Origin of the sequence: Halobacillus halophilus DSM 2266, assembly GCF_000284515.1 — a bacterium.
In the GTDB taxonomy this organism is placed as follows: domain Bacteria; phylum Bacillota; class Bacilli; order Bacillales; family Halobacillaceae; genus Halobacillus; species Halobacillus halophilus.
Genome location: NC_017668.1, coordinates 3,161,466 through 3,185,319, shown reverse-complemented (window position 1 = coordinate 3,185,319; position 23,854 = coordinate 3,161,466). Strand labels below are relative to the sequence as shown.

General features: G+C 43.7%; 18 protein-coding genes. 10 read left to right on the top strand and 8 right to left on the bottom strand.

Annotation, left to right across the window (positions count from 1 at the left end; translation table 11 throughout):
• Positions 1-354: 354 nt before the first annotated feature.
• A complete protein-coding gene (locus tag HBHAL_RS15710) occupies positions 355-1,464 on the bottom strand; it encodes an oxidoreductase (RefSeq protein WP_014644449.1) in 1,110 nt (369 codons plus the stop codon).
• Positions 1,465-1,652: 188 nt separating this feature from the next.
• Here HBHAL_RS15710 and HBHAL_RS15705 point away from each other — a divergent pair, with 188 nt between their 5' ends.
• The 6 genes from HBHAL_RS15705 to HBHAL_RS15680 all read left to right on the top strand — a co-directional run bounded on the left by HBHAL_RS15705 (position 1,653) and on the right by HBHAL_RS15680 (position 8,407).
• A complete protein-coding gene (locus tag HBHAL_RS15705) occupies positions 1,653-2,330 on the top strand; it encodes a lysozyme family protein (protein ID WP_014644448.1) in 678 nt (225 codons plus the stop codon).
• Positions 2,331-2,540: 210 nt separating this feature from the next.
• On the top strand, positions 2,541-3,494 hold the full coding sequence (locus HBHAL_RS15700; protein WP_014644447.1) for an LCP family glycopolymer transferase: 954 nt from the start codon (positions 2,541-2,543) through the stop codon (positions 3,492-3,494).
• A gap of 377 nt (positions 3,495-3,871) precedes the next feature.
• The gene (locus HBHAL_RS15695) at positions 3,872-5,152 is read left to right on the top strand and encodes an ABC transporter substrate-binding protein (protein ID WP_014644446.1); all 1,281 of its coding nucleotides are present in this window, start codon (positions 3,872-3,874) and stop codon (positions 5,150-5,152) included.
• A 64-nt stretch (positions 5,153-5,216) separates the two neighbouring features.
• Positions 5,217-6,185 carry a carbohydrate ABC transporter permease gene (locus HBHAL_RS15690; protein WP_014644445.1) on the top strand — a complete coding sequence of 323 codons (969 nt, stop codon included), beginning with the start codon at positions 5,217-5,219 and terminating at the stop codon, positions 6,183-6,185.
• On the top strand, positions 6,172-7,011 hold the full coding sequence (locus HBHAL_RS15685) for a carbohydrate ABC transporter permease (RefSeq protein ID WP_014644444.1): 840 nt from the start codon (positions 6,172-6,174) through the stop codon (positions 7,009-7,011). Before HBHAL_RS15690 ends, HBHAL_RS15685 begins: the two co-directional genes overlap by 14 nt.
• A gap of 52 nt (positions 7,012-7,063) precedes the next feature.
• A complete protein-coding gene (locus HBHAL_RS15680; RefSeq protein ID WP_014644443.1) occupies positions 7,064-8,407 on the top strand; it encodes a GH1 family beta-glucosidase in 1,344 nt (447 codons plus the stop codon).
• 141 nt (positions 8,408-8,548) lie between these two features.
• On the opposite strand, the gene HBHAL_RS15675 is transcribed toward HBHAL_RS15680, so the two are convergent.
• The 3 genes from HBHAL_RS15675 to HBHAL_RS15665 form a co-directional block, all read right to left on the bottom strand.
• Positions 8,549-11,068: a cyanophycinase gene (locus tag HBHAL_RS15675; RefSeq protein WP_014644442.1), complete on the bottom strand. Its 2,520-nt coding sequence runs from the start codon at positions 11,066-11,068 to the stop codon at positions 8,549-8,551.
• A gap of 528 nt (positions 11,069-11,596) precedes the next feature.
• The gene (locus HBHAL_RS15670) at positions 11,597-12,628 is read right to left on the bottom strand and encodes a LacI family DNA-binding transcriptional regulator (protein ID WP_014644440.1); all 1,032 of its coding nucleotides are present in this window, start codon (positions 12,626-12,628) and stop codon (positions 11,597-11,599) included.
• Positions 12,629-12,791: 163 nt separating this feature from the next.
• Positions 12,792-15,794, bottom strand: coding sequence for a carbohydrate binding domain-containing protein (locus HBHAL_RS15665; RefSeq protein ID WP_014644439.1), 3,003 nt, complete (start codon positions 15,792-15,794; stop codon positions 12,792-12,794).
• Between the two features lie 366 nt (positions 15,795-16,160).
• Between HBHAL_RS15665 and HBHAL_RS15660 the strand changes: the two genes are divergently transcribed.
• Positions 16,161-16,643 (top strand): sigma-70 family RNA polymerase sigma factor, encoded by a 483-nt coding sequence (locus HBHAL_RS15660; RefSeq protein ID WP_014644438.1) that lies wholly within the window; start codon positions 16,161-16,163, stop codon positions 16,641-16,643.
• Positions 16,644-16,857: 214 nt separating this feature from the next.
• On the top strand, positions 16,858-18,531 hold the full coding sequence (locus HBHAL_RS20445; protein WP_014644437.1) for an NlpC/P60 family protein: 1,674 nt from the start codon (positions 16,858-16,860) through the stop codon (positions 18,529-18,531).
• Between the two features lie 50 nt (positions 18,532-18,581).
• Here the strand turns inward: HBHAL_RS20445 and HBHAL_RS15650 are convergent, their stop codons facing one another.
• Both HBHAL_RS15650 and HBHAL_RS15645 read right to left on the bottom strand, forming a co-directional pair.
• Positions 18,582-19,769: an aminotransferase gene (locus HBHAL_RS15650; protein WP_014644436.1), complete on the bottom strand. Its 1,188-nt coding sequence runs from the start codon at positions 19,767-19,769 to the stop codon at positions 18,582-18,584.
• On the bottom strand, positions 19,766-20,263 hold the full coding sequence (locus HBHAL_RS15645; protein ID WP_014644435.1) for an Lrp/AsnC family transcriptional regulator: 498 nt from the start codon (positions 20,261-20,263) through the stop codon (positions 19,766-19,768). Before HBHAL_RS15645 ends, HBHAL_RS15650 begins: the two co-directional genes overlap by 4 nt.
• Positions 20,264-20,437: 174 nt before the next feature.
• On the opposite strand from HBHAL_RS15645, the gene HBHAL_RS15640 reads away from it, so the two are divergent.
• Together HBHAL_RS15640 and HBHAL_RS15635 are read left to right on the top strand one after the other, a co-directional pair.
• Positions 20,438-21,274, top strand: a complete 837-nt coding sequence (locus HBHAL_RS15640) for an aldo/keto reductase (protein ID WP_014644434.1) — start codon at positions 20,438-20,440, stop codon at positions 21,272-21,274.
• A 3-nt stretch (positions 21,275-21,277) separates the two neighbouring features.
• The gene (locus HBHAL_RS15635) at positions 21,278-22,030 is read left to right on the top strand and encodes a nuclease-related domain-containing protein (RefSeq protein WP_014644433.1); all 753 of its coding nucleotides are present in this window, start codon (positions 21,278-21,280) and stop codon (positions 22,028-22,030) included.
• Positions 22,031-22,313: 283 nt separating this feature from the next.
• Here the strand turns inward: HBHAL_RS15635 and HBHAL_RS21545 are convergent, their stop codons facing one another.
• On the bottom strand, positions 22,314-22,520 hold the full coding sequence (locus tag HBHAL_RS21545; RefSeq protein WP_041601408.1) for a hypothetical protein: 207 nt from the start codon (positions 22,518-22,520) through the stop codon (positions 22,314-22,316).
• A gap of 19 nt (positions 22,521-22,539) precedes the next feature.
• Positions 22,540-23,724, bottom strand: coding sequence for a M20 metallopeptidase family protein (locus HBHAL_RS15625; RefSeq protein ID WP_041601407.1), 1,185 nt, complete (start codon positions 23,722-23,724; stop codon positions 22,540-22,542).
• Between the last annotated feature and the right edge of the window lie 130 nt (positions 23,725-23,854).

Genomic DNA, 23,854 nt, shown 5'->3' with positions numbered 1-23,854 from the left:
TGAACGCAAAGGGGCGGAAGGGAACGGCAAAGACTCCTGCGGGATGAACATGATCGGTGAGATCCCGCAGGGCTGTTAAGCCCGAGGAAGCTCACCACATGGGATGTTCGACTAAGATCGCCACGTCCTGTGGCAACTTCGAACGACCCTGCGTCGTACAGTGCCGCGGAAAGCGAGCCGTTCCCTGGAGCCCCTTCCTCCAGACAATATTTCGAAACTGAGTCTTTCACAATCCGGCCCTATATTTCAATAAGTCTTATATGAAAAATCAATCACCAGTACTAGAAGAATATTAGTAAAGGGTATAAAAAAGCTGCTCTCCTTATTGATTGGGAGAGCAGCTTTTGTCATAAATTATTTCACGAGTTCCATTTGTAATTCATGATCCTTGATGTCAGCCTGAGGCAATAATGTAGATTCGAAATCAAATTCGTTCAAGTCCTGACCAAGCTGAACTTTATTCGGAAGATCCGGATTGGCAAGCGCACTGGTAGCTAGCGAGACTAGATCAGCCTGTTTGCCTTCCAGCACTTTTTCCGCTCTCACAGGGTCGCCTAGTTTTCCATTTGCGATGACAGGAAGTCCGCTGAAATCTTTCGCTGCCTGGGCTAACGTACGGCTGTCCTTGCCGAAGGAAGGAGCGGAACCGTCCCCGTCTGTCACATGGATATAGTCAAGAGAGCTCTTTCCAAGTGTTGAGAAAATGTACTCAGCTTCATCCTCGCCCTCGGCCCATTTGTGTTCAGGGTCTGATACTTTTATTTGAGACATGCGAATCCCTATCATAAATTCTTCACCCACAGCTTTTCGGACATCTTGAATGACTTCAATGAATAAGCGGAGGCGATTTTCAACAGAACCGCCATATTGATCTTCTCGATCGTTCAAATAATCGGTTAAGAATTGGTCAAGCAAGTACCCGTTTGCCCCGTGAAGCTCCACGCCATCAAAACCTGCGCTCTTAGCCCTCTGTGCACTTTGTACGAAGGATTCTTTCACTTGTTTAATATCTTCTTCCGTCATTTTCTTTGGTGTCTGGAAGGGACCAGAACCACCGTAAAAACCAAGCTGTTCGCCTTTTGGTGCGTTTTCTGAAGGAGCAATCGTATCCTCAGTATAGGCGTTGCCCTGACTTTGTCCACCAGCATGCATAAGCTGAGCAATTAAGTGAGCGCCTTCTTGATGGACCGTTTCCACTACAGGTTCCCAGGTTTTCATCTGTTCATCATTCGCAAGCCCCGGTTGATTGTAATAGCCCTGGCTGTACTTTTCATCCGTATAAATGCCTTCCGTGATAATCGTGCTGAAGCCGCCTTTAGCGAACCTTTCGTAATAACGTCTCATCTTTTCATTCGCATGACCGTTATCGAAAGCGCTGATCCGCGTCATAGGTGCCACGACGAAGCGATTGGTTAAGGACACGTTTTTTACATGTATATCTGAGAATAGATGTTCAAATTTCATGATTCCACTCCCTTTCCTTTTGGTCTACTTTCACATCATAAGGTGGGTATATCTCAACTTCAAGATATATGCTCGCTCCCTATAACCTCAATTGTTCTATGAAATACATTACAAAAAGGGCTGCTATGGTTGAGATGGATAATTTTTCATTTTTTGGGGTAATAGATTGATAGGAGGCGTTTTAGTATATGAAACGACAAACCTTTTTTATTTTACTTGCCTGCTCCAGCTTTATTTTAATTGTATCCCTGCTTCTTATTACATCACGTTCTACTGATCAAAAGTCTACGAAAGATACCACTGAAATGACTGAGGTTAGCTCTGAAGATGCCGAAGAAGAGATCATTAAAATCAGTTATGATGGCGAGCAATTCCCGATTGCAGAAACGCCTGACGTTTCAGAAAGTGTCCAGCAATACGAAGAACAAATTGAAAAACACGCTGCGTCGTATGAAGTGGAGGATTACTCCAATTTGATTATGGCCCTGATGATGCAAGAGTCTCAAGGGAAAGGGGAAGATCCGATGCAGGCTTCCGAATCCTTGTGCGGTGAAACCGGGTGCATTGAGGAACCCTCACAATCCATTAAACAGGGTGTCTACTATTTTTCCGAAGTTCTAAATCAAGCCAATGATGATGTGAAACTGGCCTTGCAATCCTATAACTTCGGTAATGGTTTTATTGATTATGTAAAAAAAAATGGAGGAGCTTACACGAAGAAGCTGGCCATTCGCTATTCTCAGAAGATGTTTACGAACTTAAAAGATTCCGGCCATTACACCTGCCGCACACCGGAAGAAGCAGAATTGAATGCGTGTTACGGAGATTTTAACTATGTTGGAGAAATTCTCAAGTACTTTGAGTGACTACTCATCATAAAAGACCCTCATTCACACGCAGGCTAGCGTCTACTGGCCTGTGTATGAATGGGGGTTGTTGTGTGAACCATTCACTCATCTATATTCACTGCCTTTATACCACCTTTTGTATTATTTTAAATTATCTTGTAGAATGATAGGTTGATAGATATAATGGAAATAGTGTGAAATTTAGATAGAATCTGGAGTGAAGAATAAATGTCTCGTTCTTCTAGGTTAAAAATGAAAAAGGGGAAATGGTGGAAAATCCCGCTCCTTTTACTGGCATTCCTATTAATTGGCGGGGGCGTGTACGCCTATACCATCTATAGTGGTGCGAAAAATACAGTTGATAAAAAAATGCAGGAACAAGTAACAGCTATTGATACCGAAGTAACCACAAAGAAAATGAAAGAGAAAGAACCGTTAAATATCCTCCTGATGGGAGTGGACGAGAGAAGTGGTGATCGTGGTCGTTCGGATGCCTTGATGGTGTTGTCCGTCGATCCCGAGAACAACCGCAGCCAGCTCATCAGTATCCCTCGTGATACAAGGACCGAAATGATCGGCGATGATCCGCAGGCCGGCAATATGGATAAGATTAACCATGCGTACGCGTTTGGCGGTACCGATATGGCTGTGAATACCGTGGAGAACTTCCTGGATTTCGAACTTGATTATTATGTGAAGATGAACATGGAAGGCTTATCCGAAATGGTCGATGCAGTTGGCGGAATAACCGTAGACAATGAACTGAGCTGGACCGATACCGGTTATTATGAAAAAGGATATGAATACGAAAAGGGCAATATTGAAATGAGTGGCGAGAAGACGATGGGGTACGTCCGGATGAGATACCAGGATCCGAACGGTGATTTCGGACGGAACGAACGTCAGCGTAAAGTCATTCAAGGGATAATCGATAAAGGCGCTAGTGTCGGATCCGTAAACAAAATCGGTGATATCATGGATGTTCTCGGAGATAACGTCACGACGAATATGGATTTCAGTACGATGCAGAATATGCTGATGAATTACCGAAGTGCCCGCGAAAACATGACGACGTATCAGATGACAGGTAGCGGTACAAAAATCGATGGCATTTATTATCTTCAGGTTCCTGACGAAGAGGTAGAGAATGTGCAGGAAATGGTTAAAGAATATAGTTCCTAAGTTGTAAACAGTCTCTACGGAGGCTGTTTTTTTATAGGCTGCGGTACTTTCGTTTAAAGCCGTCCAAGGTGCAATCCATCATATGAAAAATAGTAAATAATTTAACAGAATAGGTTCTTAAAGCCCTAATTCCGCAGCTTTAGAATCGAAAGCGGTTTCCTTTTTTGTAAAAAAACCTTGAAAACGGATACATTTCGTCTTATAATCAAAGTAAGTTAAACGAAGGGCTATTTTTTTTACACCAACCGGAAACCGGTTTCGGAACGCTTTTAATAGGTTTTCTCTTTTTTTAAGTAAAACGGAAACCGGTTTCGATAAAGGGTGTAAGCGAGTAGAACTCTTCGGATATTCATTATTTAATTCAAGGGGGAAACGCAGTGAAGTTTAAGAAGAGTTTGCTAGTTGGTCTGCTTCTCGGTTTAAGTTTGATTTTGTTTGCGTGCAGTAATGGAGGTTCGTCTTCTGGAGAAGGCGACGAGGAAAATATAGAATTAGATTTTTGGGTGTTTGGTGCTACTAACTATGAAAGTATGGCTGAAAAATACGAGGAAGAAAATCCGAACGTTAAAATCAATATTCGTAAATCTGAACTGGGAGATCATCACAATAGTTTATTCACAGCGATCTCGTCTGGGACAGGCGCTCCAGACTTAACCATGATTGAAGTGGATCAGCTGGACCGTTTCCGTGAAGCGCAGGAGCGTTTTACGAATTTGTATGACCTGGGCGCAGGCGACATCCAGGATGAATATTTAGATTGGAAATGGGATGTAGCGGAGAACGAATCAGGAGACTTCCTGTTTGGACTTCCGACTGATATTGGACCGAAAGCGATGTATTATCACACAGGCGTATTTGAAAATGCAGGTCTTCCAACAGATCCTGCGGAGGTAAAAGAGCAAATTTCCAGTCCAGAAGCTTTTAAAGAGGCGGCAGCAAAAGTACAGGAAGCTACCGGTAAACCGATGGTTGATAGCTTGGAAATGGCTTTCCGTGCCAACATGGATGCTCTAGAAGTAAGCTACTTCAATCGTGAAGGCGAGCTGCTAATCGAAAATCCAGATAACAAAGTAAAAGATGCTTATGACTTTGCGGTTGAATTAAACGAAAGCGGCTATGCAGGTTCCTATGAAATGTGGACGCCGGAATGGGCGACGGCTCTTAATCAAGGAGAGTTTGCTGTAGAGATGGCGCCAGCATGGCTTAAGGGTTACATGACAGAAAACGCGCCGGAAGCAAAAGGAGATTGGCGCGTAACGACGCTGCCTGAACAGTTTGCTGGTAACTGGGGCGGGTCTTACATTTCTATTCCAAAAGAAACGGAACATGCTGAAGAGGTTTATAAATTCTCCAAATGGTTAGTTAATCCTGAAAACCAATTGGAGTCATTTGTAGAAAGCGGATTGTTCCCTTCCACTCCAGCAACGTATGAAATGGAAGAGTTCACCCAGAATTCGGACGAATACTTTGGCGGACAAAATACAGCAGAAGTATTTGCGGAAGCGGCTCAAGAAGTAAATGCTACTTACAAAGGACCGAACTATGTAACGGTGAACGATGAAATTTTGACGGCTCTTCAAAATGTAAGTGAGGGTGCGAATCCAGAAGAAGAATGGAATGCTGCTGTTACTAGAATCAAAGATATTTTGAAACGATAATTATTAAATCAAAGGGCTGGATGCTGCTTATGATCTGGCCCTTTATTAATAGGAGGTTGTCTGGGTGGATTTAACTAGGGCTAAGGCTAAGGACAAGGCTGAACCGAAAAAAAGAAAGCTATCTGAAGGTAAAAAAGATATGCTGTCCGGCTATTTATATGTAGCTCCTTTCTTTATCATTTTTGGCATCATCGGCTTGTATCCTGCTATATTCAGCATTTATCTCGCTTTTCAGAAGTGGAGCGGGTTTGGTGAGATGGAATACGTCGGCATGCAGAACTTTACATTGGTACTTCAGGATCCATTGTTTTGGAAGTCCCTTTATAACACGCTTATTATCGGGGTTATGGGTACCGCCCCGCAATTGATAGTTGGTATTATACTCGCTTACTTTTTAAATTTAGCGGTCATTAAGTTTACAAATTTCTTCCGTGTGACCATTTTTATGCCATATATTACGTCAATGGTTGCGGTCGCATTAGTGTTTGGTGTCTTTTTTAGTAACAACGAGTCAGCCCTTGCGAACTATGTCATCGGCTGGTTTGGCGTGGATCCTATCAACTGGAAAACTTCAGAATGGGGAGCGAAGATTGCCATTTCCTTAATGGTGTTCTGGCGATGGGTAGGATATAACACGATTATTTATCTTGCTGGACTTCAAAGTATTCCTAAAGATTTGTACGAAGCGGCGAAGATCGACGGGGCGAACGGCGTGCAGCAGTTCTTCCACATTACGATTCCTCTTTTGAAACCATTCATCGTGTTAACCGTCTTTATGTCCACGGTTGGAGCACTTCAACTCTTCGCGGAGCCTACTGTTTTCCTTGGTGGATCAGCGTTTAACCGTGATGAAGCGATGACGGTCGTTATGTACTTATACCGCGATGCCTTTAACCTGAACTCCTTCGGTACAGCATCTGCAACGGCAGTCTTACTGCTTATCATTATTGTGATTATTGCATCGATCAACACTTGGTTAACATCAGGGTCTAAACGACGTAAGAAAGTGAGGGCTAAACATGCCAAAGGATAATAAGAAAAAATTCTCTATGAAATCGGTTCCGATATATGCCGTGCTGATCTTCGCATCTCTCTTATCCTTATTTCCGTTTTACTGGATGTTTGTTATGGCGACAAGGCCAAGTGAAGCGTATAACTCCATTCCGCCAGCCATGATTCCCGGGACGAAGCTGGTTGAAAACTTTCAAAATGTGCTGGATCAGATTCCGTTCTTCCAGGCCATGTGGAATACGTTTCTGCTCTGTACCATTACGACACTGCTCGTGCTGTTGATTAGTTCACTTGCTGGATTTGCGTTTGCCAAGTTCCACTTTCCAGGAAAAAACGTTTTATTTGTATCGATTTTGCTCACGATGGTTATTCCACCTCAACTTGGATTAATTCCGCAGTATTATCTGGTTTCCCAACTAGGGTGGCTTGATACATTATTTGGAGCGGGTATCGTTTACCTGCTTAATCCGCTCGGAATTTTCTTAATGAGGCAATATGTCAGCCAGTCGGTGCCGGATGAATTAATTGAAGCGGCTAAACTGGATGGGTGTTCGAACTTCAGGATTTACCGCAGTATCGTACTGCCGATTATTAAGCCGGCCTTTGCGACGCTTGGAATTATCGTCTTCACGCTAGTATGGGGCGAGTTCCTGTGGCAGTTCACGGTATTACGGAGTCCGGAATCTTATACACTTCAGGTAGCGCTCGCTTCCCTGAATGAGTCGTATAATATGGACTTTGGTATGGTGCTGTCCGGTGTGTTCTGGGCAACGGTGCCACTCATCATCATTTTCCTTATGTTTAATAAACTATTTATTTCAAGTATTACAGAAGGTTCTGTGAAGTAACAAATCGCATGAACATACGACTTAACTATAAAGCTATTCGGAGGTACGGAACATGACAACAATCGAATTTCCTAAATCAATGAAATGGGGAGCGGCTACAGCGGCTTACCAAATTGAAGGTGCAGCCGATAAAGGCGGCAGGGCTCCTTCGATCTGGGATACCTTTTCGCATACTCCAGGAAACGTGAAAAATGGAGACAACGGGGACTATGCGTGTGACAGCTACCACAAGTATGAAGAAGATGTACAGCTATTAAAGGAGCTGGGCGTGGACGTGTATCGCTTTTCTATTTCCTGGCCACGTGTCATTCCTCAGGGAAAGGGAGAGGTGAACCCTGAGGGAGTGGCCTATTACCAGCGCTTAATCGACTCGCTTCTTGAGAATGGAATCGAACCCATGATCACGTTGTATCACTGGGATTTACCGCAGACGCTTCAGGATCAGGGCGGCTGGGAAAACCGCGATACGGTCGAAGCATTCCAGGAGTACGCGAAGGCTATGTATGAAGCGTTTGGAGATCAGGTGAAGAACTGGATTACCATTAACGAACCGTGGTGTGCTTCTTTCCTTTCCAATTACTTAGGGGTCCATGCTCCGGGTAAACAGGATCTTCAGGCAGCTGTTGACGTCGCCCACCACTTATTGCTGGCGCACGGAAAAGCAGTGGAAGCCTTTCGTGAGATGATTCCTGACGGTGAAATCGGTTATGCACCGAACGCGGACTGGCTGGAGCCGTTCAGTTCGGCTGAAGAGGACCATGAGGCCTGCCGCCGCGAGATGCAATGGAAGGTCGAGTGGTTTATGGATCCAGTGTTCAAAGGGACTTATCCTGATCTTCTTCAATCCATTTTTGCCGATAACAATGCGTATCTTAAAGTTGAAGAGGGCGATATGGAAACGATATCTCAGCCAATTGATTTTATGGGAATCAACTATTATTCGGGCAGTATTGCGCGCTATAAAGAAGGTAGCGGATTATTTGAAGCTGAACCGATATGGGTGGATTACGATAAGACCGATATTGGCTGGCCCGTCTATTCAGAGGGTTTCTATAAACTATTAACCTATATTCACCAGCAATACGGTGAGGTTCCGATTTATATCACGGAAAATGGAGCCTGCTACAACCATGAAGTAGAGAACGGCATTGTTAACGATCAGCCGCGTATTGATTATTTGAAAAAACACTTAACCGCTCTTCATCGTGCCATGAAATCAGGAGTTCCGATTAAAGGATATATCCTCTGGTCACTTCTTGATAATTTCGAGTGGGCGGAAGGGTACAGCAAGCGATTTGGATCCGTTCATGTTAACTACCGGACATTTGAAAGAACGAAGAAAGAGAGCTATTACTGGTATCAGCAGACGGTTCATAATAACTGGTTCGAGATTTAAAGCTAAAAAGACTGTCGGGGGAATCTCTCCCGACAGTCTTTTTTTCCTGTAATTTAGCTCCATATAAATTTTAGCCCTGAGATATAATTTTTTTAAGATGCTTACCAAGAAAACATGAGTAACAAGAATGAATGGGGCTATTTAATTTTCTTCTACAATATAAACTTCAATCGGCTGGATGTTCAAGTTCACATGCAAGAAAGAATAATCGTCTTTATTTCCATCTTGATATCCCCAGAATCCTTCTGTGTTTTCTCCCTTTTTAAATGTTATCTCAAATCCTTTTCCTTCATGGAAACTATAGCTTTTCAGTTCGTCTTCGCGATAGTTGTCAAGAAGGCTGTAGGATAAAAAGTTTGCCAAGGTCGAATGAGGGGTGAGGACGCCTGAATGTGGGGCGGCTTCATAATCAAAGTACTCATAATCTTTTGTCGAAACTTTATGGTCACTAATTGTGAAAGTTTTTGTGTTCAGGTTCAATGTATCTCCTGATGTGATCCATGATAGTTGGATGTCCTCATATAAAGAGGGGGCGTGTTTCGGATTTGCAGCTTCTGACAGGTCGACAACGGACACTCCTGCACGTCCTGCAACTTCCATAACTCCTGTTTGGTTATCGAAAATTAATGCGGTGTCTTCGTCTATGCCGTAAGAGAATTCCCCTTCATCAGCGTGAGCGGATGAAGTAGCAATCAATCGTCCTAACCGTGCTTTGTTATCGAAGTGCTGGTCAATGATACCATGTGGGAAGAATCCTAATCCTTGTTCCAAGTAGGAAGCTCCGCCTTCCTGCTGGGACATGCCATCGTACGTGTCGGTGAATCCTTTTGCTAACGTATCGTGACTTCCGCCTCCAGCGATCATAACATCACTCATAATGGCGGCGCCGGCACTCGTACCGCCTAATACTGCGCCTTTTTCGTAGATGGACCAAAGGCTTTCTAGAACTTTTGATTTGGTCCCATCCTCATTTAATAGACTGGCTGTAATATCTGTTTGGTCCCCTCCAACAAACCAGATGCCGTCGTACTCTTTTATTTTTTCAGCTAGTTTTTCATTATTTCTATTTTTTAACCAGTCGCTTTCATTTTCTTTTGTCCCGCTGAAATCATGATTGGAAAGAGGGAGGATGTCAATGCTCTCTTCATCGACTCCGTATTGCATCAAATCTTCTTTAAAGGCATTGGAAGATTTTAAGCTGGAACTTGCTGCTGGGATGATTCCGAATGTGGCATCTTCACCAGCTCTTGTAATAAATGCCTCGTAAACTTCCTCATTGGAGCTGCCTAAGGCTCCACCTGCCATGACTAAGCTGCCCTTGGTTTCAGGATTAAATGAAAGTTCAGGTACGGTGAATGTAGAGGGATGGTAATTATTAAAGACTTGATTATTCTCCTCAAAGTGGACCAGAATAGGTTCTACATCCATTTTGACATGAACTAATGAATAAGAGTCTTTTTGGCCATCCTGGTATCCCCAGAACCCTTCCGTTTCTTCTTTCTGCTCAAAGTTAAGTTGAAAACCTTCACCTTTACTGTCGTAAAGATAACTCTTCACTTCAGTTGCAGCTTCGTTATCTACAAGTGAATAAGAAAGGTAGTTTGGTAAAGTGCCATAAGAAGTGAGCACGCCAGTTGCTGGGAGAGGATCAAAGTTGAAATATTCGTATCCTACAGTAGGAAACTTGTCTTTGCTAATATGAAAGATTTTATTTTTTGCGTCTATTTGATCTCCGGGTGATAAGTAGCTGATATCAAGATTAACGATTTCTTTTCCCTTTCTTTCAGCTTCTGCTGGATCGATAACTGCGACGGTGCTTCTTCCTATAATATCAATCGTTTCTTTCTTGTTATGGACAACCATCGCTGTGTCTTCATCAATGCCGTAAGCATAATTTCCCTGGGTCTCAAATTCTAAAGCAGCAGCGGCTAGTCTACCTAGACGAGAACGTTCATTGAAGTGCTGGTCCACAATGCCCCATTGGAAGAAGCCGAGACCTTTTTCAATATAAACCGGTGCATACTCCTTGTCAGAACTTGAAACGTCCTCTGAGGTGAATTCATGTCGAAATCCCCCAAGACTGTCTCCGCCAGTAATCATGACATTACTCATGATGGCTGCTCCGGCACTCGTTCCTCCAAGAACTGCTCCATCCTCATAAATAGACCAGATCGCCTCCAACGCTTTCGTCTTTTTACCGTTTTTCTTTAAAAGGGTGTCGGTAATTTTCAACTGGTCACCACCCACGAACCAAATCCCGCTTAGTCCCTTGATTTTATTTACCATTTTGTTCTTTTGAGCATTACTCTTCCATTTTCTCTCATTCTGATCTGTTCCACTGAAATCATGGGATGATAACTGCAGAATTTCGATTGAGGATTTCTCTACTCCGTAGGAAATCAAATCCTCTTTAAATTGAATCGAGGATTTCAATGATCCTGAAGCGGCAGGTACAATTCCGATCTTTGCATCCTTGTCACCTCCGGCTAAATCAATAAACTGTTCATATACCTCCACATTGCTTGTCCCTAGTGATCCACCGGCAATCACGAGGCTCCCCTTAATACTGGTCTCATTCCCCTTAGCTGAAATACTGGAAATTCCTGAACCCACGATGACGCTCATCATTAGCACAAGCATGAAAAACTTACTTACCTTCATTCAAATTGCTCCCTTCTTTGTTTACCTATCAGGTATTTAATATGCAAGTATCATGCCAACTGTAAAAACCCTTAATAGTCCATTTATTCATTTTATTTGGTCATATTTGGATAAATATGGTTTTAATAAAAAGCACCAAATTAGAATTTACTCAGTTTGTTGGTTACTTTCTACTTATTTAATTATCTAAGGAGTTTGATTAAAAAGGGTTTTAGACGCTAAGTGAGCTTGAATTATTAAGTAATTAGCATTTTTTATAAAGCGAGGTATGGTTTAATACGGTATATCGAATAGGCGCTATATCGAACCCATAGCATTTAAAGGGATTATGGGGATAGCTAACTAGCAATAAACGTTTGAACAGAGCTATAATACTAAGGGTTTGCTATAAGGTTATTCTAAAAGCAATCAATCTCGTGAGGAAAGGTGTTCACTTACGATACTTTTTAGCGAAAGTGGAAGAATAGCCGGAGAAAACGTAAAAAAGCTGTATCCTCCAGGACGCACCTTGAAGGATACAGCTTTTTTTCAGGATGGAGAGCTTTCCGTCTGGACGAGAGCTTTACAGCTGTCACGAATGACGAGCTCAACCGGTACGACAATACTGTCGTTCACTTTCTGGCGGCTGTTGATTTGCTGAAGCAATAATTCTGCAGCTTCTTTTCCAAGTACATCCGTATTCTGCCGGATGGTGGTTAAAGGTGGGTTCACGAACTGGGAGATATCAATATCATCAAATCCGACAATAGAAAAGTCCTCCGGAACGCTGTATCCAGCGTCTTTGATCGCTTGCATAGCTCCAATCGCTAATTCATCACCAGCTGCATAGACAGCGGTAGGGAGATGGGGAAGGGCCAGAAGTTTTTTCATAGCTTCATAGCCTCCTTTACGCGAAAAGTAATCCCCATTTACAATGTATTCATCTGGTATATCGAGACCTAATGATTTCGTCGAAGTTAAAAAGCCATTTAGTCTTTCCTGTCCAGCAAACGTGGTGGCGTGCCCTGCGATATGAGCCATGTTACGATGCCCGAGGGAATACAGGTAATCAACAGCTTTATAGCTTCCGTCGAAGTTATCCGATTTCACGACAGCGGATTCGCTGCTATGTAAATCAATGACCACCGTAGGAATGGTCGATTCCATGAGCTCCTTTACTTGCTTATCGTTAAATAACGAGCTGACGATCACGACGCCATCGACGCCGCGGTACTTGAACTGCTCCAGATAACTTTTCTTCTGGTTATTGATCATCCGGGAAGCAAATAGCAGATCATAGCCGAGCATTTCTACATTTTTACGGAAGCTTTCAATAACGGAACTGAAAAAGGGATGCTTCATTCCAACCCCTAATGATTCGATGAAAATAACACCGATTGTCCATGATTTTTTCGTCGTCAGGGTTCTTGCGTGGGAATTAGGTAAATAACCCATCTCTTCCACCGCATCTAAAATGGTTTTTCTTGCTTTCTGACTGACATCCGCATAGTTGTTAAGAGCTTTGGATACGGTTGTAACTGAGTATCCTGTTTTTTTAGCGATATCGTAAATAGTTACCATGGTTTTATTCCATCTCCTCCGGTATCGAAAGCGCTTTCGATTGTTGACATATATGTATTATAATATCATGCCGTATTTATTGCAAGACTGAAAAGTCAACAGAGAAAAGCCTTTAAAGTTTGAAAAAGGAAGCTGCTTCATCAGCTTCCTTTTTCATCATGAATTATTCGTATTCACTTGCATTCTTTACTTGCAAAACGACATTGTCGATATAAATGTCATGAGCTTCCGCAAATTGTCCCATTAAAAATTTCAGGGAAACCGTGTCGTCCGCGGTCATGTTCCATTCATAGTCGAAGCTCTGAGTCTCTGTTTCAAGGGATATTTTTTCGCTAAAATACCTCTGGTAAGAAGCGTTCTCTACCGTAAGTTCGATGTCTCTTGCCACAGTTGACCGGGCGTCAAAGGATAGCTCGTACGTGACTCCTTTCGATAGCTGAAGTCCTGGCTGTTCAAGGAGCACACTCCACATTTCATTACCTGGATTGGTAATATGAGCTTCAAGCTCTCCATTGTCAGCTGTAATTTCGGCGCCGGCATCAAAGTGAATATAAGTAGACCAATCGTCCAGTCCAGCTGTAAAGTCTCCATTGGTTAAAGGATAAAGGTCAACGTTACTGTAATCAATAAAACTGGATGTTTGAAGCAGGACGACGTTGTCCAGGTATATGCTGGCTGACTTTCCGCCCGTATTAAAGACAAGCTGTCCTTCACGATCTGTGATGTCCTGCGGCATTTCAAACGTAACTTCGTGCGTATTCATATCTTTCGTTAACTGGACCTCCTGCTCTGCATAACGAACCGTGCCGTCTTTACTCAGGAAAGCCACTTCAATTGATTGATTTTCCTCAGCTCGTCCTTCAAAGGTAAGAGCGTACGTGTTTCCTTTCAATAATTGAAGTCCTGTTTGATTCAGCTGGACAGCTTCAGGGGAGTCCCCGCCTTCAGAAATGTCCAGGTGCAGTTCGCGCGTTTCTGAGTCAACGCTTGCTTCTGCGACCGCATCATCTGTGGTATTCACATTCCAATAAATCATGCGGGACTGATCTCCCTGATCAAAGGTTCCATTGTAGACATGATTTCCATCTGGAAGCGGAGTCTTTTGATCACTTGTCTCTTCCATTCCCGTGATATCTTCCATGCGGACATTTCCAATCCAGACAGGGGCTGTCCCATTTGCTCCCATATTGAATTCGAGTCTGGCTGCAAGATCTGTTTCCTGATTTAGTGTAAAGGTGTATTCATACGACTGTACCTGATCCGTCAGGGCGATCGACTGCTCGCCGGAGTAGTTGGCATAGCCTCTTTCCGCACCGCCTGAAACTTTGGTCATCATGTTTCTGGATGTATTGGATTTAGCATCAAAGCTGACCTTATACGTGTGCCCTTCAACGATCGCTGCATTTTGGATCAGCTGAAGCGACCACAAGGCGTTTCCAGGATTACTAATTTCGGTTTTGGCAAACGTTTCTCCATCGACGTCAGCTGTTGAGATGGAACCAGCGCCTTCAAAGTCTGGCAGCTGAAGGAAGTTCCAATACAAAGGATCATAGGAGTCGCTTCCTGAATTTACTTGATTGATTTCTCTCGTGTATTGATTATCATAGATAAGGTTTCCGTCTTCGAGAGGCTGCTTGGCATCTTCAGGAAGTTCCTCTTCTTCTACTTCGGGTTTAACCGGTTCTTTATAATCACGTCCGGTTAGTTCATAGACACGGACGTAATCCACTTCCATGATACCCGGGAATGGCGTCGTTTCATCTGCATTTCCGCCGTACCATCCGCCAACAGCGAGATTCATAATAAGATAGAATTCCTGGTCAAAAGGAGCAGGGTAGGTATAGTTTGCTGCTTTGTCTTCCCCTTTACTGAACCAGTTATTCAGCGTCTGATAGAGTTCTCCGTCTACATACCATCGGATTTCTCCCGGCTCCCACTCCACAGAGTACGTGTGGTAGTCCGTGTAATCGGTTCCTTCCGGAAAATGATATTCCGTGCCGCGGTACGTATTATTCGGACTTTGCGAACCATAATGGATCGTTCCGCCAATATTGCTCGTGTCTCTTCCGGCTGCTTCCATAATGTCAATTTCACCTGAGGCAGCCCATTCCCCGTAGACACTGTCTTCCGGCATCATCCAAAAAGCCGGCCAGAACCCTTGGCCTTCCGGAAGTTTCATTCTGGCTTCAAATTTACCGTACTTCTTGCTGAATAACCCCTTCGTTTTCAGCTTGGCAGACGTATAGTCGTAAGAACCAAATTGATCCGTAATCGGCTCTTCTTCTTTTTGAGCTTTAATAACCAATTTACCGTCTTCAATATATGAATTCTCCGGAGAATCGGTGTAATATTCCTGCTCGTTGTTACCCCAGCCTGGAGAGATTCCTTCCCCATTTTCATCGACGATCCAGTTGCCGATGTCGTAGGTCCATTTGGAGTCATCGATCTCAGCTGTCATAAATTCATCTGACCATACGAGAGACCAATCCGTTTCTTTTTGACCGGGTTCATAGATTTTCACTTGATTCACATCGGAATCGATTAAACGTACGTGATTCTGAACCTGCTTGTGCACGTAAATCGTTCCTTCTACCGTGACGTTTTCTAACTTCGTCCAGCCTTCTTTGGTTCCCTGTGTGATGTATAGGTCACCATTGATCGTTGTATTTTTCAGGGTAACATCCGCTGAACTGATCACCGCTGTACCTTCAATTGTTTCATCCTGATATGTACCCGGTGTGGTGTACGTTCGCTCGAACAGCCTATCAAAAATCTCCATCGCTTTGGATACTTTGAGGGGCTTTTCAGCCTTCACGCTTAGTTCATTGGAAGTTAATTTCTCTTCTTCGGGCATGAGATAGGTCATCATCTCGACGGCATCTTCTTGTTTAATCACTGAATTTTTGGAAGCTTCGTCCTCTAAGACAGCTTCCCAATAGTCAGCCTCTTTGTCTTCGTATCCAAACACTCGATTCACCAGGGAAGCGAATTCCGCTTTCGATAAAGCAGCATTGGGATTCTTCAAGCTTTTTTCCAAGCCGGAAAAGATCTCCTGCTCACTCCACTCATTCGCAGCTCCTTTCTTTGACTTGGCTAAAACAGGGGAAGCTGCTGACACAAACACCATCACCAGCAAGATACAAATGAACAACCATTTTTTCAACATGTATTCCTCCTCTAAGGATTATATATGATGAAGTGGGGGAGACCCACCAACCATCGACAGGTAACAGAAACCGGTTTCGATAAGAACTAAAAAAATAAGCGAAACGTAAGTGGTTACAGTTGCGAAAGCGCTTTCGTTTTTCTTAAAAAAAATAAGAGTTCTATTAGGTATCTGTTATGTTAGTCCATATCTTACCACAATTTTCTGAATTGGCAAGAGATGACTGTAAAAGAAATACGAGATATTATTGAATAATTATAGTGTAAAAGGACTAAAATTTACAAAAATAGTCTATCATTTTTATCCATTATAGGTAATAATAAGGAGGCGCGTACTACTTGATTGAATATTCAATAGAAAAGAGAAATGATGAACCAGTTACCTTGTCCATTTGAAGATTATCATGCCCTCGTGCATCATGTACTGCATCAGTTAGGTATGCCGCTTCCTTATGAGGATTACATACAGGATGCCTACTTTGTTTATGAGCAGTGCATTCAGCGCTACGACGCTTCACTCTCTAAATTTTCTACTTATTTCACCTGGCAGTTACATTACCACTTTCGAACTATTATTCATAAAGAGCAGCAGTACAGGAACCGAATCTCGATTATGTATCCGAAAGAGAAGGGGTTCTTTCCTGATCCAACCTCGGAATTTAATCAATTCTATGATGTATTTTACTGCAGTCAGCTGAACAGCCTGGAGAGTGAGATTCTTCATTTAACGCTGCAAGGGTTTACGGTGGAAGAGATATCCGCTGATCGATCGGTCAGTGTGTCGACGGTGAAAAGGTACAGAAAAAAGATCAAGCATAAGGTAGGAAGAAATTTTAAGAGTGCTGAGTAGAGGAAGGAAGCATCAAAGCTGGTAAGGAACGATGGAAGACTGTCTCGATTGAGGCGGTCTTTTTTTCTATCCAACAGACTAGGTCTTTATTCCCTCATTCCGTGATTTTCATAAAAATAACTTCAGCTTATTGAAGACTTTACAATTCGAGTCGATATAGCTTTTAGAGACAAATATCGACGTTTCAATTAACTTTAGGAGGAATGAGATTCCCATGACCAGACGTACATATGTAAAACGGGCGATCGCCTCGGTTGTATTGCCCATCGCTCTTCTTATCCCCCTGCAAACAGTGGATGCAGGATCCAAACAATTTTCTGATGTTGACGATGGAACGATCTATTATGAACCGATCCATGCGCTTGCAGATAAAGAAATTGTTCAGGGCTATACAGATGGAGAATTTAAATATCGATCCGAAATTACCAGGGCGGAAGCAGCGCTCATGATTACCCGGCTATTAAACTTAGATACGGAAAATGCTCCTCCTGCTCCGTTTACGGATGTGAAGCAAGGAGAATGGTATTCAGGAGCAGTCAATGCTCTGTATCATGCAGGAATCATTGTAGGAAACGGCGATGGATTATTTGGCACGAATGAGGATATTACCCGGGCAGAGTTGTCCAAGATCATCGTAGAGGGCTACAATCTTGAAATGAAGGAAGGAAATGCTTTACCTTTTGAAGATGTGAATAACCAGGCCTGGTACACCGACTATCTTCGTGTCTTATATTCACATGGGCTGATTTCAGGTACCTCTACAACTACATTTGAACCAAATGAGCCGATGATCCGTGGTGATTTTGCCTTGCTATCCTATAACACCGAGTTTGGATATGGTGATTTATTCCTTGAGCTTGAGGAAGCAGTGGCGATTAGTGCCTATCAAATTTCGGCAACTTTTAACAATGAGGAAACAGCTGTCATTCATCTGAATGAGCCTCTGGAAGAAGGGGAAAATTCGAGAACATTCACTTATAAAGGGGAAACGTATGAGGACCGTGTGAACTATGAATTAATCTATCCAAAAGACATCGCGCTTGAGAATGAATACGTAGCTGCGGCACTGCCGTATCTCGGTATTCCCTATTTATTCGGCGGGGAAACGACAGAAGGATTTGACTGCTCCGCTTTTACGAGACGTGTCTATGAAGATGCAAAAGATTTATATCTTCCCCGGTCCACGGATCGGCAGTGGGAGGTAGGACAGGATGTAGCTCTTGAAGATATTCAAGTAGGGGATGTTGTATTTTTCAGTAATACATACCGGGAAGGAATCTCGCATAACGGCATTTATGTAGGAAACGGGAAAATCATCCACTCTTCGAGAACCTACGGCATCAGTATTGCTTCGCTGAGTTCTTCCTATTGGCAGAAGAAATTTACCGGGGTCAAACGATTCGAGAATTTACGAATTCCGGAAGAAGATCCGGTTGTTTCAGAAGCAACGAAATACATAGGTGAATCCCCATATCAAGCAGGCGGTGTGACTCCAGAGGGCTTCGGAGCGGCTGAATTTGTTCAATATGTATTTAGGGAAGCGGAAGGAATTGAGCTTCCAGCCGATGGTTATGCTCAGATGCAAATTGGAGACGACGTCGCGAGAGAAGACTTGCAGCCCGGAGACATCGTCTTTCTGGAAGCGAATTATATGAACCCGACGATCTATGTAGGCAATGGGCAGATTGTTCATGTTACAGTGTCGAAAGGAGTGACGGTGACAAACCTCGTGACAAGCAGCTTCTGGGGGCCGAAATACATAGGTGCGAAACGTGTGACTAAAGAAAATTACGACGATGTACCGGAACCTGAGGAGCCGGAAGATCCGGAGAATCCTCCTGAAGATCCAGAAGCTCCACCAGAAAACCCGGTAGATCCTGTGAACTAAAACAAAACCACCTCCCTGAGTAACGGGGAGGTGGTTTTTGTCATCGTTATTTATGTCTGACTTACCGTTTTCGGAGTCCGGCTTTCCACAAATCGTTTCATGCGGTCCATCGCCTTATCCAGCTGTTTCAGGGAAGTGGCATAGGAGCAGCGGATGTAGCCTTCTCCACTTTCTCCGAACACATCACCAGGAACGACAGCAACCTGCTCTTCGTGGAGCAATTGCTCGGCAAATTTTGCGGAGGATAATCCGGTGGCTTTAATGGAAGGGAAAGCATAGAAAGCGCCGCCAGGGTTCGGACATTCGAGTCCCATTTCATTTAAACTTGTTACGATAAAGTTTCTACGCTGCTTATAGCTTTCGAACATATCCCGCACACTCGGGCGTCCGTTTTTCATGGCTTCAAGCGCTGCATGCTGAGCCATTGTCGGTGCGCACATCATGGTATATTGATGAATTTTCACCATGGCCGCAATTAAATCGGATGGACCTGCCGCATAACCGAGGCGCCAGCCAGTCATTGCGAACGCTTTCGAAAAGCCGCTGATTAAAATCGTTCGTTCCTTCATCCCGGCGAGTGAAGGGAAGCTGGTATAGGAAGCATCGTAAGTAAGCTCTGCATATATTTCATCTGACAGCGCTACTAAATCGTGCTTATCAATTACTTCAGCAATCGGCTCCAACTCCTCTTTTGTTAAAAAGGTGCCGGTCGGATTATTCGGGTTGCAGAGCATGATCGCTTTTGTTCTTGGAGTGACGGCTTCTTCAATAGCTTCAGCGGTGAGTTTAAATTCATTATCAGCATCTGCCTGGATTGTGACAGGCGTTCCTCCAGCAAGACTGACGGTAGGAACATAAGCCACAAAGCTTGGTTCGACCACGATGACTTCGTCACCAGGCTCGACCACCGCTCTCAAAGCAAGATCAATGGCTTGACTTGCCCCTACCGTCACAATCACCTGTTCGGCAGCGTCATAGTCCAACTGGAAATTCTCATTTAGATACGTGCTGATTTCTTTCCGCAGTTCGATCATCCCTGCATTTTCCGTGTAGGATGTATAGCCTTGCTCAAGCGAATGGAAGCTTTGCTCGATAAAATTCCATGGGGTCACGAAGTCCGGCTCGCCGACTCCCAGTGAAATGACATCCTCCATTTGGGCGGCAACATCAAAAAAACGGCGGATCCCCGACGGTTTCAGATTCTCCACATGCTTCGATACGAACGACTTTTTACTCATGGAGATACCACGATTCTTTTATCATCTTCATCATCGTCTTCCAGAATAAAGCCGTCGTGCTTGTATCTTTTCAGGACAAAATGGGTCGTCGTGGATAGAACGGAATCAAGTGCCGAGAGCTTCTCGGAAATGAACTTACCGATATCCATCATCGTCTTTCCATTAACCGTTACGGACAAATCATAGGCTCCTGACATTAAATACACCGCTTTCACCTCAGGAAAACGATAAATACGCTCAGCCACTTTATCAAAACCGACCCCGCGTGCCGGTGTTACTTTCACATCTACCATAGCCGTGACTTCCTCGTGCTCTACGACCTTTGCCCAGTCAATCAAAGTGGAATAGCCAAGGATCGCTTTTTTGTCTTCGAGGTCATCAATGACCTGCTGGATTTCTTGTTCACTTTTTCCCATCATCTTGGCGATTTTAGCTACGCTTAGGTTTGCATTTTTCTCAATAATCTTTAATACCTGGATTTCTGTTTCTTTCAATGGAGTCACCTACTTTCCTTCTATCCCATCATTTTAACAGTATTGGGTATAAACGAGAACCTTGTTTCAGAGATATTTTCATAATAGTTTTACAATGAGTAAGATTCGAGCGAATATTTGGAAAATTATTCATTAAAGTGATACGCTGAATTCATCTTTAGGAAGGAGTCGATTATGAGTATTCCAACTATTACACTTCATGATGGTTTGACCTTACCAGCGATAGGCTTTGGCACTTACGCATTAAACGGAAATGCTGGAGTTCAAGCCATTACAAGCGCCATTGATACCGGGTATCGACTGATTGATACCGCTTATAACTATGAAAATGAAGGAACCGTCGGAGAAGCGGTCCGCCGCAGTTCCATTCCAAGGGAAGAGTTGATTATAACCTCGAAGCTTCCCGGTCGTTACCAGACCTATGATAAAGCTGTTACAGCAATTCAGGAATCCTTATATCGTGCTGATCTGGATTACTATGATCTGTATTTGATTCACTGGCCTAATCCTAAACAGGATCATTATGTAGAGGCCTGGCAAGCTTTAATCGATGCGAAAAAGTGGGGGCTCATCCGTTCCATCGGCGTATGTAACTTCCTCCCTGAGCATCTGGAGCGGCTGGAAAACGAGACGGGCGTAAAGCCGAGCATCAATCAAATTGAACTTCATCCGTTTTTCAATCAGGAAGAGCAGCGGATCTTTAACGATGAACATGAAATTAAAACGGAATCCTGGAGTCCACTCGCGAAAGCTAACGAAATCGTTCATAATGAAACGCTTCAGAAAATAGCGGACGAGCACAATAAAACGATCTCGCAAGTTGTCTTACGCTGGCATCATCAGCTTGGGGCGATTCCGATTCCGAAGTCAGCTTCTCCTAAGCGTCAGCTTGAAAACCTATCTATATTCGATTTCTCACTCAGTGATTCTGAAATGGGAATGATTGCAGAATTAACTCGTCAGGATGGCCGATTGAACGATCAGAATCCGGCAGAATATGAGGAGTTTTAATAATTGAAGAGCGCATCCATCGGGGTGCGTTTTTTTGTTGGTAAAAAGAGGATAGACGGATTTAATAGAGATAGACTTATTATTGAAGAAGGAAGTGTGAAACTATTGAATCGTAAAAAAAGAAGCGTACCTCTTATATTAAGACAGGAGGAGGCCTTATATCGCCGAATTCCAGAGAACTATGAGAAAAGAAAAAGTATAGAGCATTCCATTCAGAAGAGGTGGGCGGGGTACCGCGGGGAACTTGCGCTCGATTATTTTCTCGAATTTCTTCCCAAAACCCCTTTTCATATATTCGAAGATCTTAGGCTGCTGCTTGCAAGCGTCAAAACCTTTCAACTCGATACCCTCCTTTTAACCTCTCACGCAGGTTTTATTATAGAAGTTAAAAATATCTCCGGAACGATTATATACGAAGGCAAATCCCAGCCTTTCCGACACATTTCACAAGGCAAAGAAGAGCGACTTCCGAACCCCATCGCACAAGTGAACCTCCAGAAACTCCAGCTGGAGCATTGGTTCCATGCTCGTGGTATCCACGATTATCCGATTATTCCTCATGTTGCCCTCAGCAGCTCTTCTACTAATATAGATCTGCAAACAGATCCAACCATCCCCATTACTCACCTGGAAGAAACCATAGAGAGAATTCAAGAGGTTTATTCTTTATATAAAAGAAGGAAAAGTTTTGAACTCGGGCGCATTTCAGAAAACCTTGTAGAGAACCATCGTCCCTATTACTCTAATATTCTCTGAGCGTTTTCAATTCCCGAAACCTATGTTGAGAAGGGAGTTCAATGCCCTAAGTGCAAACGTTATGCTATGGCTAGAATTAGAAGGCTATGGGAATGTCCCTACTGTGATGCTCGTACCAGCGAGGCTCATTATCAAGCATAGCAGACTATTTCCTATTATTTGGCCGATCCATGACTAATAAAGCTTGTCGCGATTTTTTACATGTCCCCTCGCGCTATATGATGGGAAAACTATTAAACAGGACAAATCTTGAGGTGAAGGGGGAAACAAAAGGAAGAACTTATCAGATGCCGACTAATATAGAGGAATGGTTAAAATAATCATAAAGAAGCGGTGGCCTGCTCAGGTTACGCACGGCCCAATTAGGGGAGAGCGCGACCCAATCGAGAGCGAGGGAGAGCACGGCCCAATCGAGAGCGAGCACAGCCCCCAACCAGTTTACGAACGCCGCTGCCACCATTAACAAATAAAAAGCTTGCAGAGATCTCATCTCTGCAAGCTATTCCACACTATTTATACTTCCTTAAATCCTCCGTCATCGAAAGCGCCCACTGCGTCAAAGTCGCAGAACCATAAGGTAATGCATCCTCATCAAGGTCAAACTGCGGGTGATGAAGAGGATAAATGGCTTCTTTTTCTTCATTTCTAACTCCAAGTCGGAAGAAAATTGCAGGAATCTTTTCGGCGTAAAAGGAAAAGTCTTCTCCGCCCATTGAAGGCGGGATGACAGAAAATTTTCCAGGGCCGAATACATTGTTCACGGCCTGTTCCACCGAAGGAAGTAGATCTTCGTCATTCACAAGCGGTGGATAGAAATATTGGTAGTGGAACCGGTAATCCATGCCAAAGCCCTGGGTAATTCCTTTAATGATACTTTCCATTTTCGCTTCGATTGAGTCGCGCACTTCTGGATCGAGCGTGCGGACGGTGCCGCCAATCGACACTCTTGGAGCGATCGCATTGTTCGCCGAACCGCCGTGAATCTGGCCGACGGTAAGTACCGTAGGAGACAACGGATTCACCTGGCGGCTGACAACCTGCTGCAGGGAACTGATGACTTCGGCAGCTACACTGATCGGATCTGCTGCTTTATGAGGCTGGGCCGCGTGACCACCTTTTCCAATAACCTCAAGGTCAAAAAAGTCAGCGGCTGCGCAGGCTTCTTTTTGAGCACAGGTTACTTGCCCAACAGGATAATCTGGATTGACGTGCAGACCAGCCATCACGTCGATCTCAGGATTTTCAAGAACACCATCTTCGATCATCGTTCGAGCGCCAAACAGCGCTTCCTCCGCCGGCTGAAAGATAAGCTTGACCCTGCCTTGTTTAGGAGGGTTATCTTTTAATAGCTTCGCTGCCCCGAGCAGCATAGTGGTGTGCCCGTCGTGCCCGCATAAATGGGCTTTCCCTGGCGTATTCGAGGCATAGCTTGTCGTTTTTTCATCCTGTATCGGAAGAGCATCCATGTCGGCTCTTAACCCGACCGTGGGTCCAGGGTTTCCAGAGTCGATCAAAGCGACGACCCCGGTTTTCGCTATCACGTAAGGTTCATAACCGGATTCTTTCAGTTTTTCCTGAACAAATCGGGATGTATTGTATTCTTCATACCCTGTCTCCGGGTTTTGATGTAAATATTGTCGCCACTGGGTCAAACTCGCTTGCATGGATTGTGCTTGTTCCAATAACGTAGTCATCCAATCACCTCTGTTCTTTTTATTAACCATGACACATCCGAACCTCTGAGGACAACTATTTATTTGAATTTTCCATCTTCGAGACGACTGTATGGTTCTGATATACTTGATTTATTAAGAAAAGGGAGGT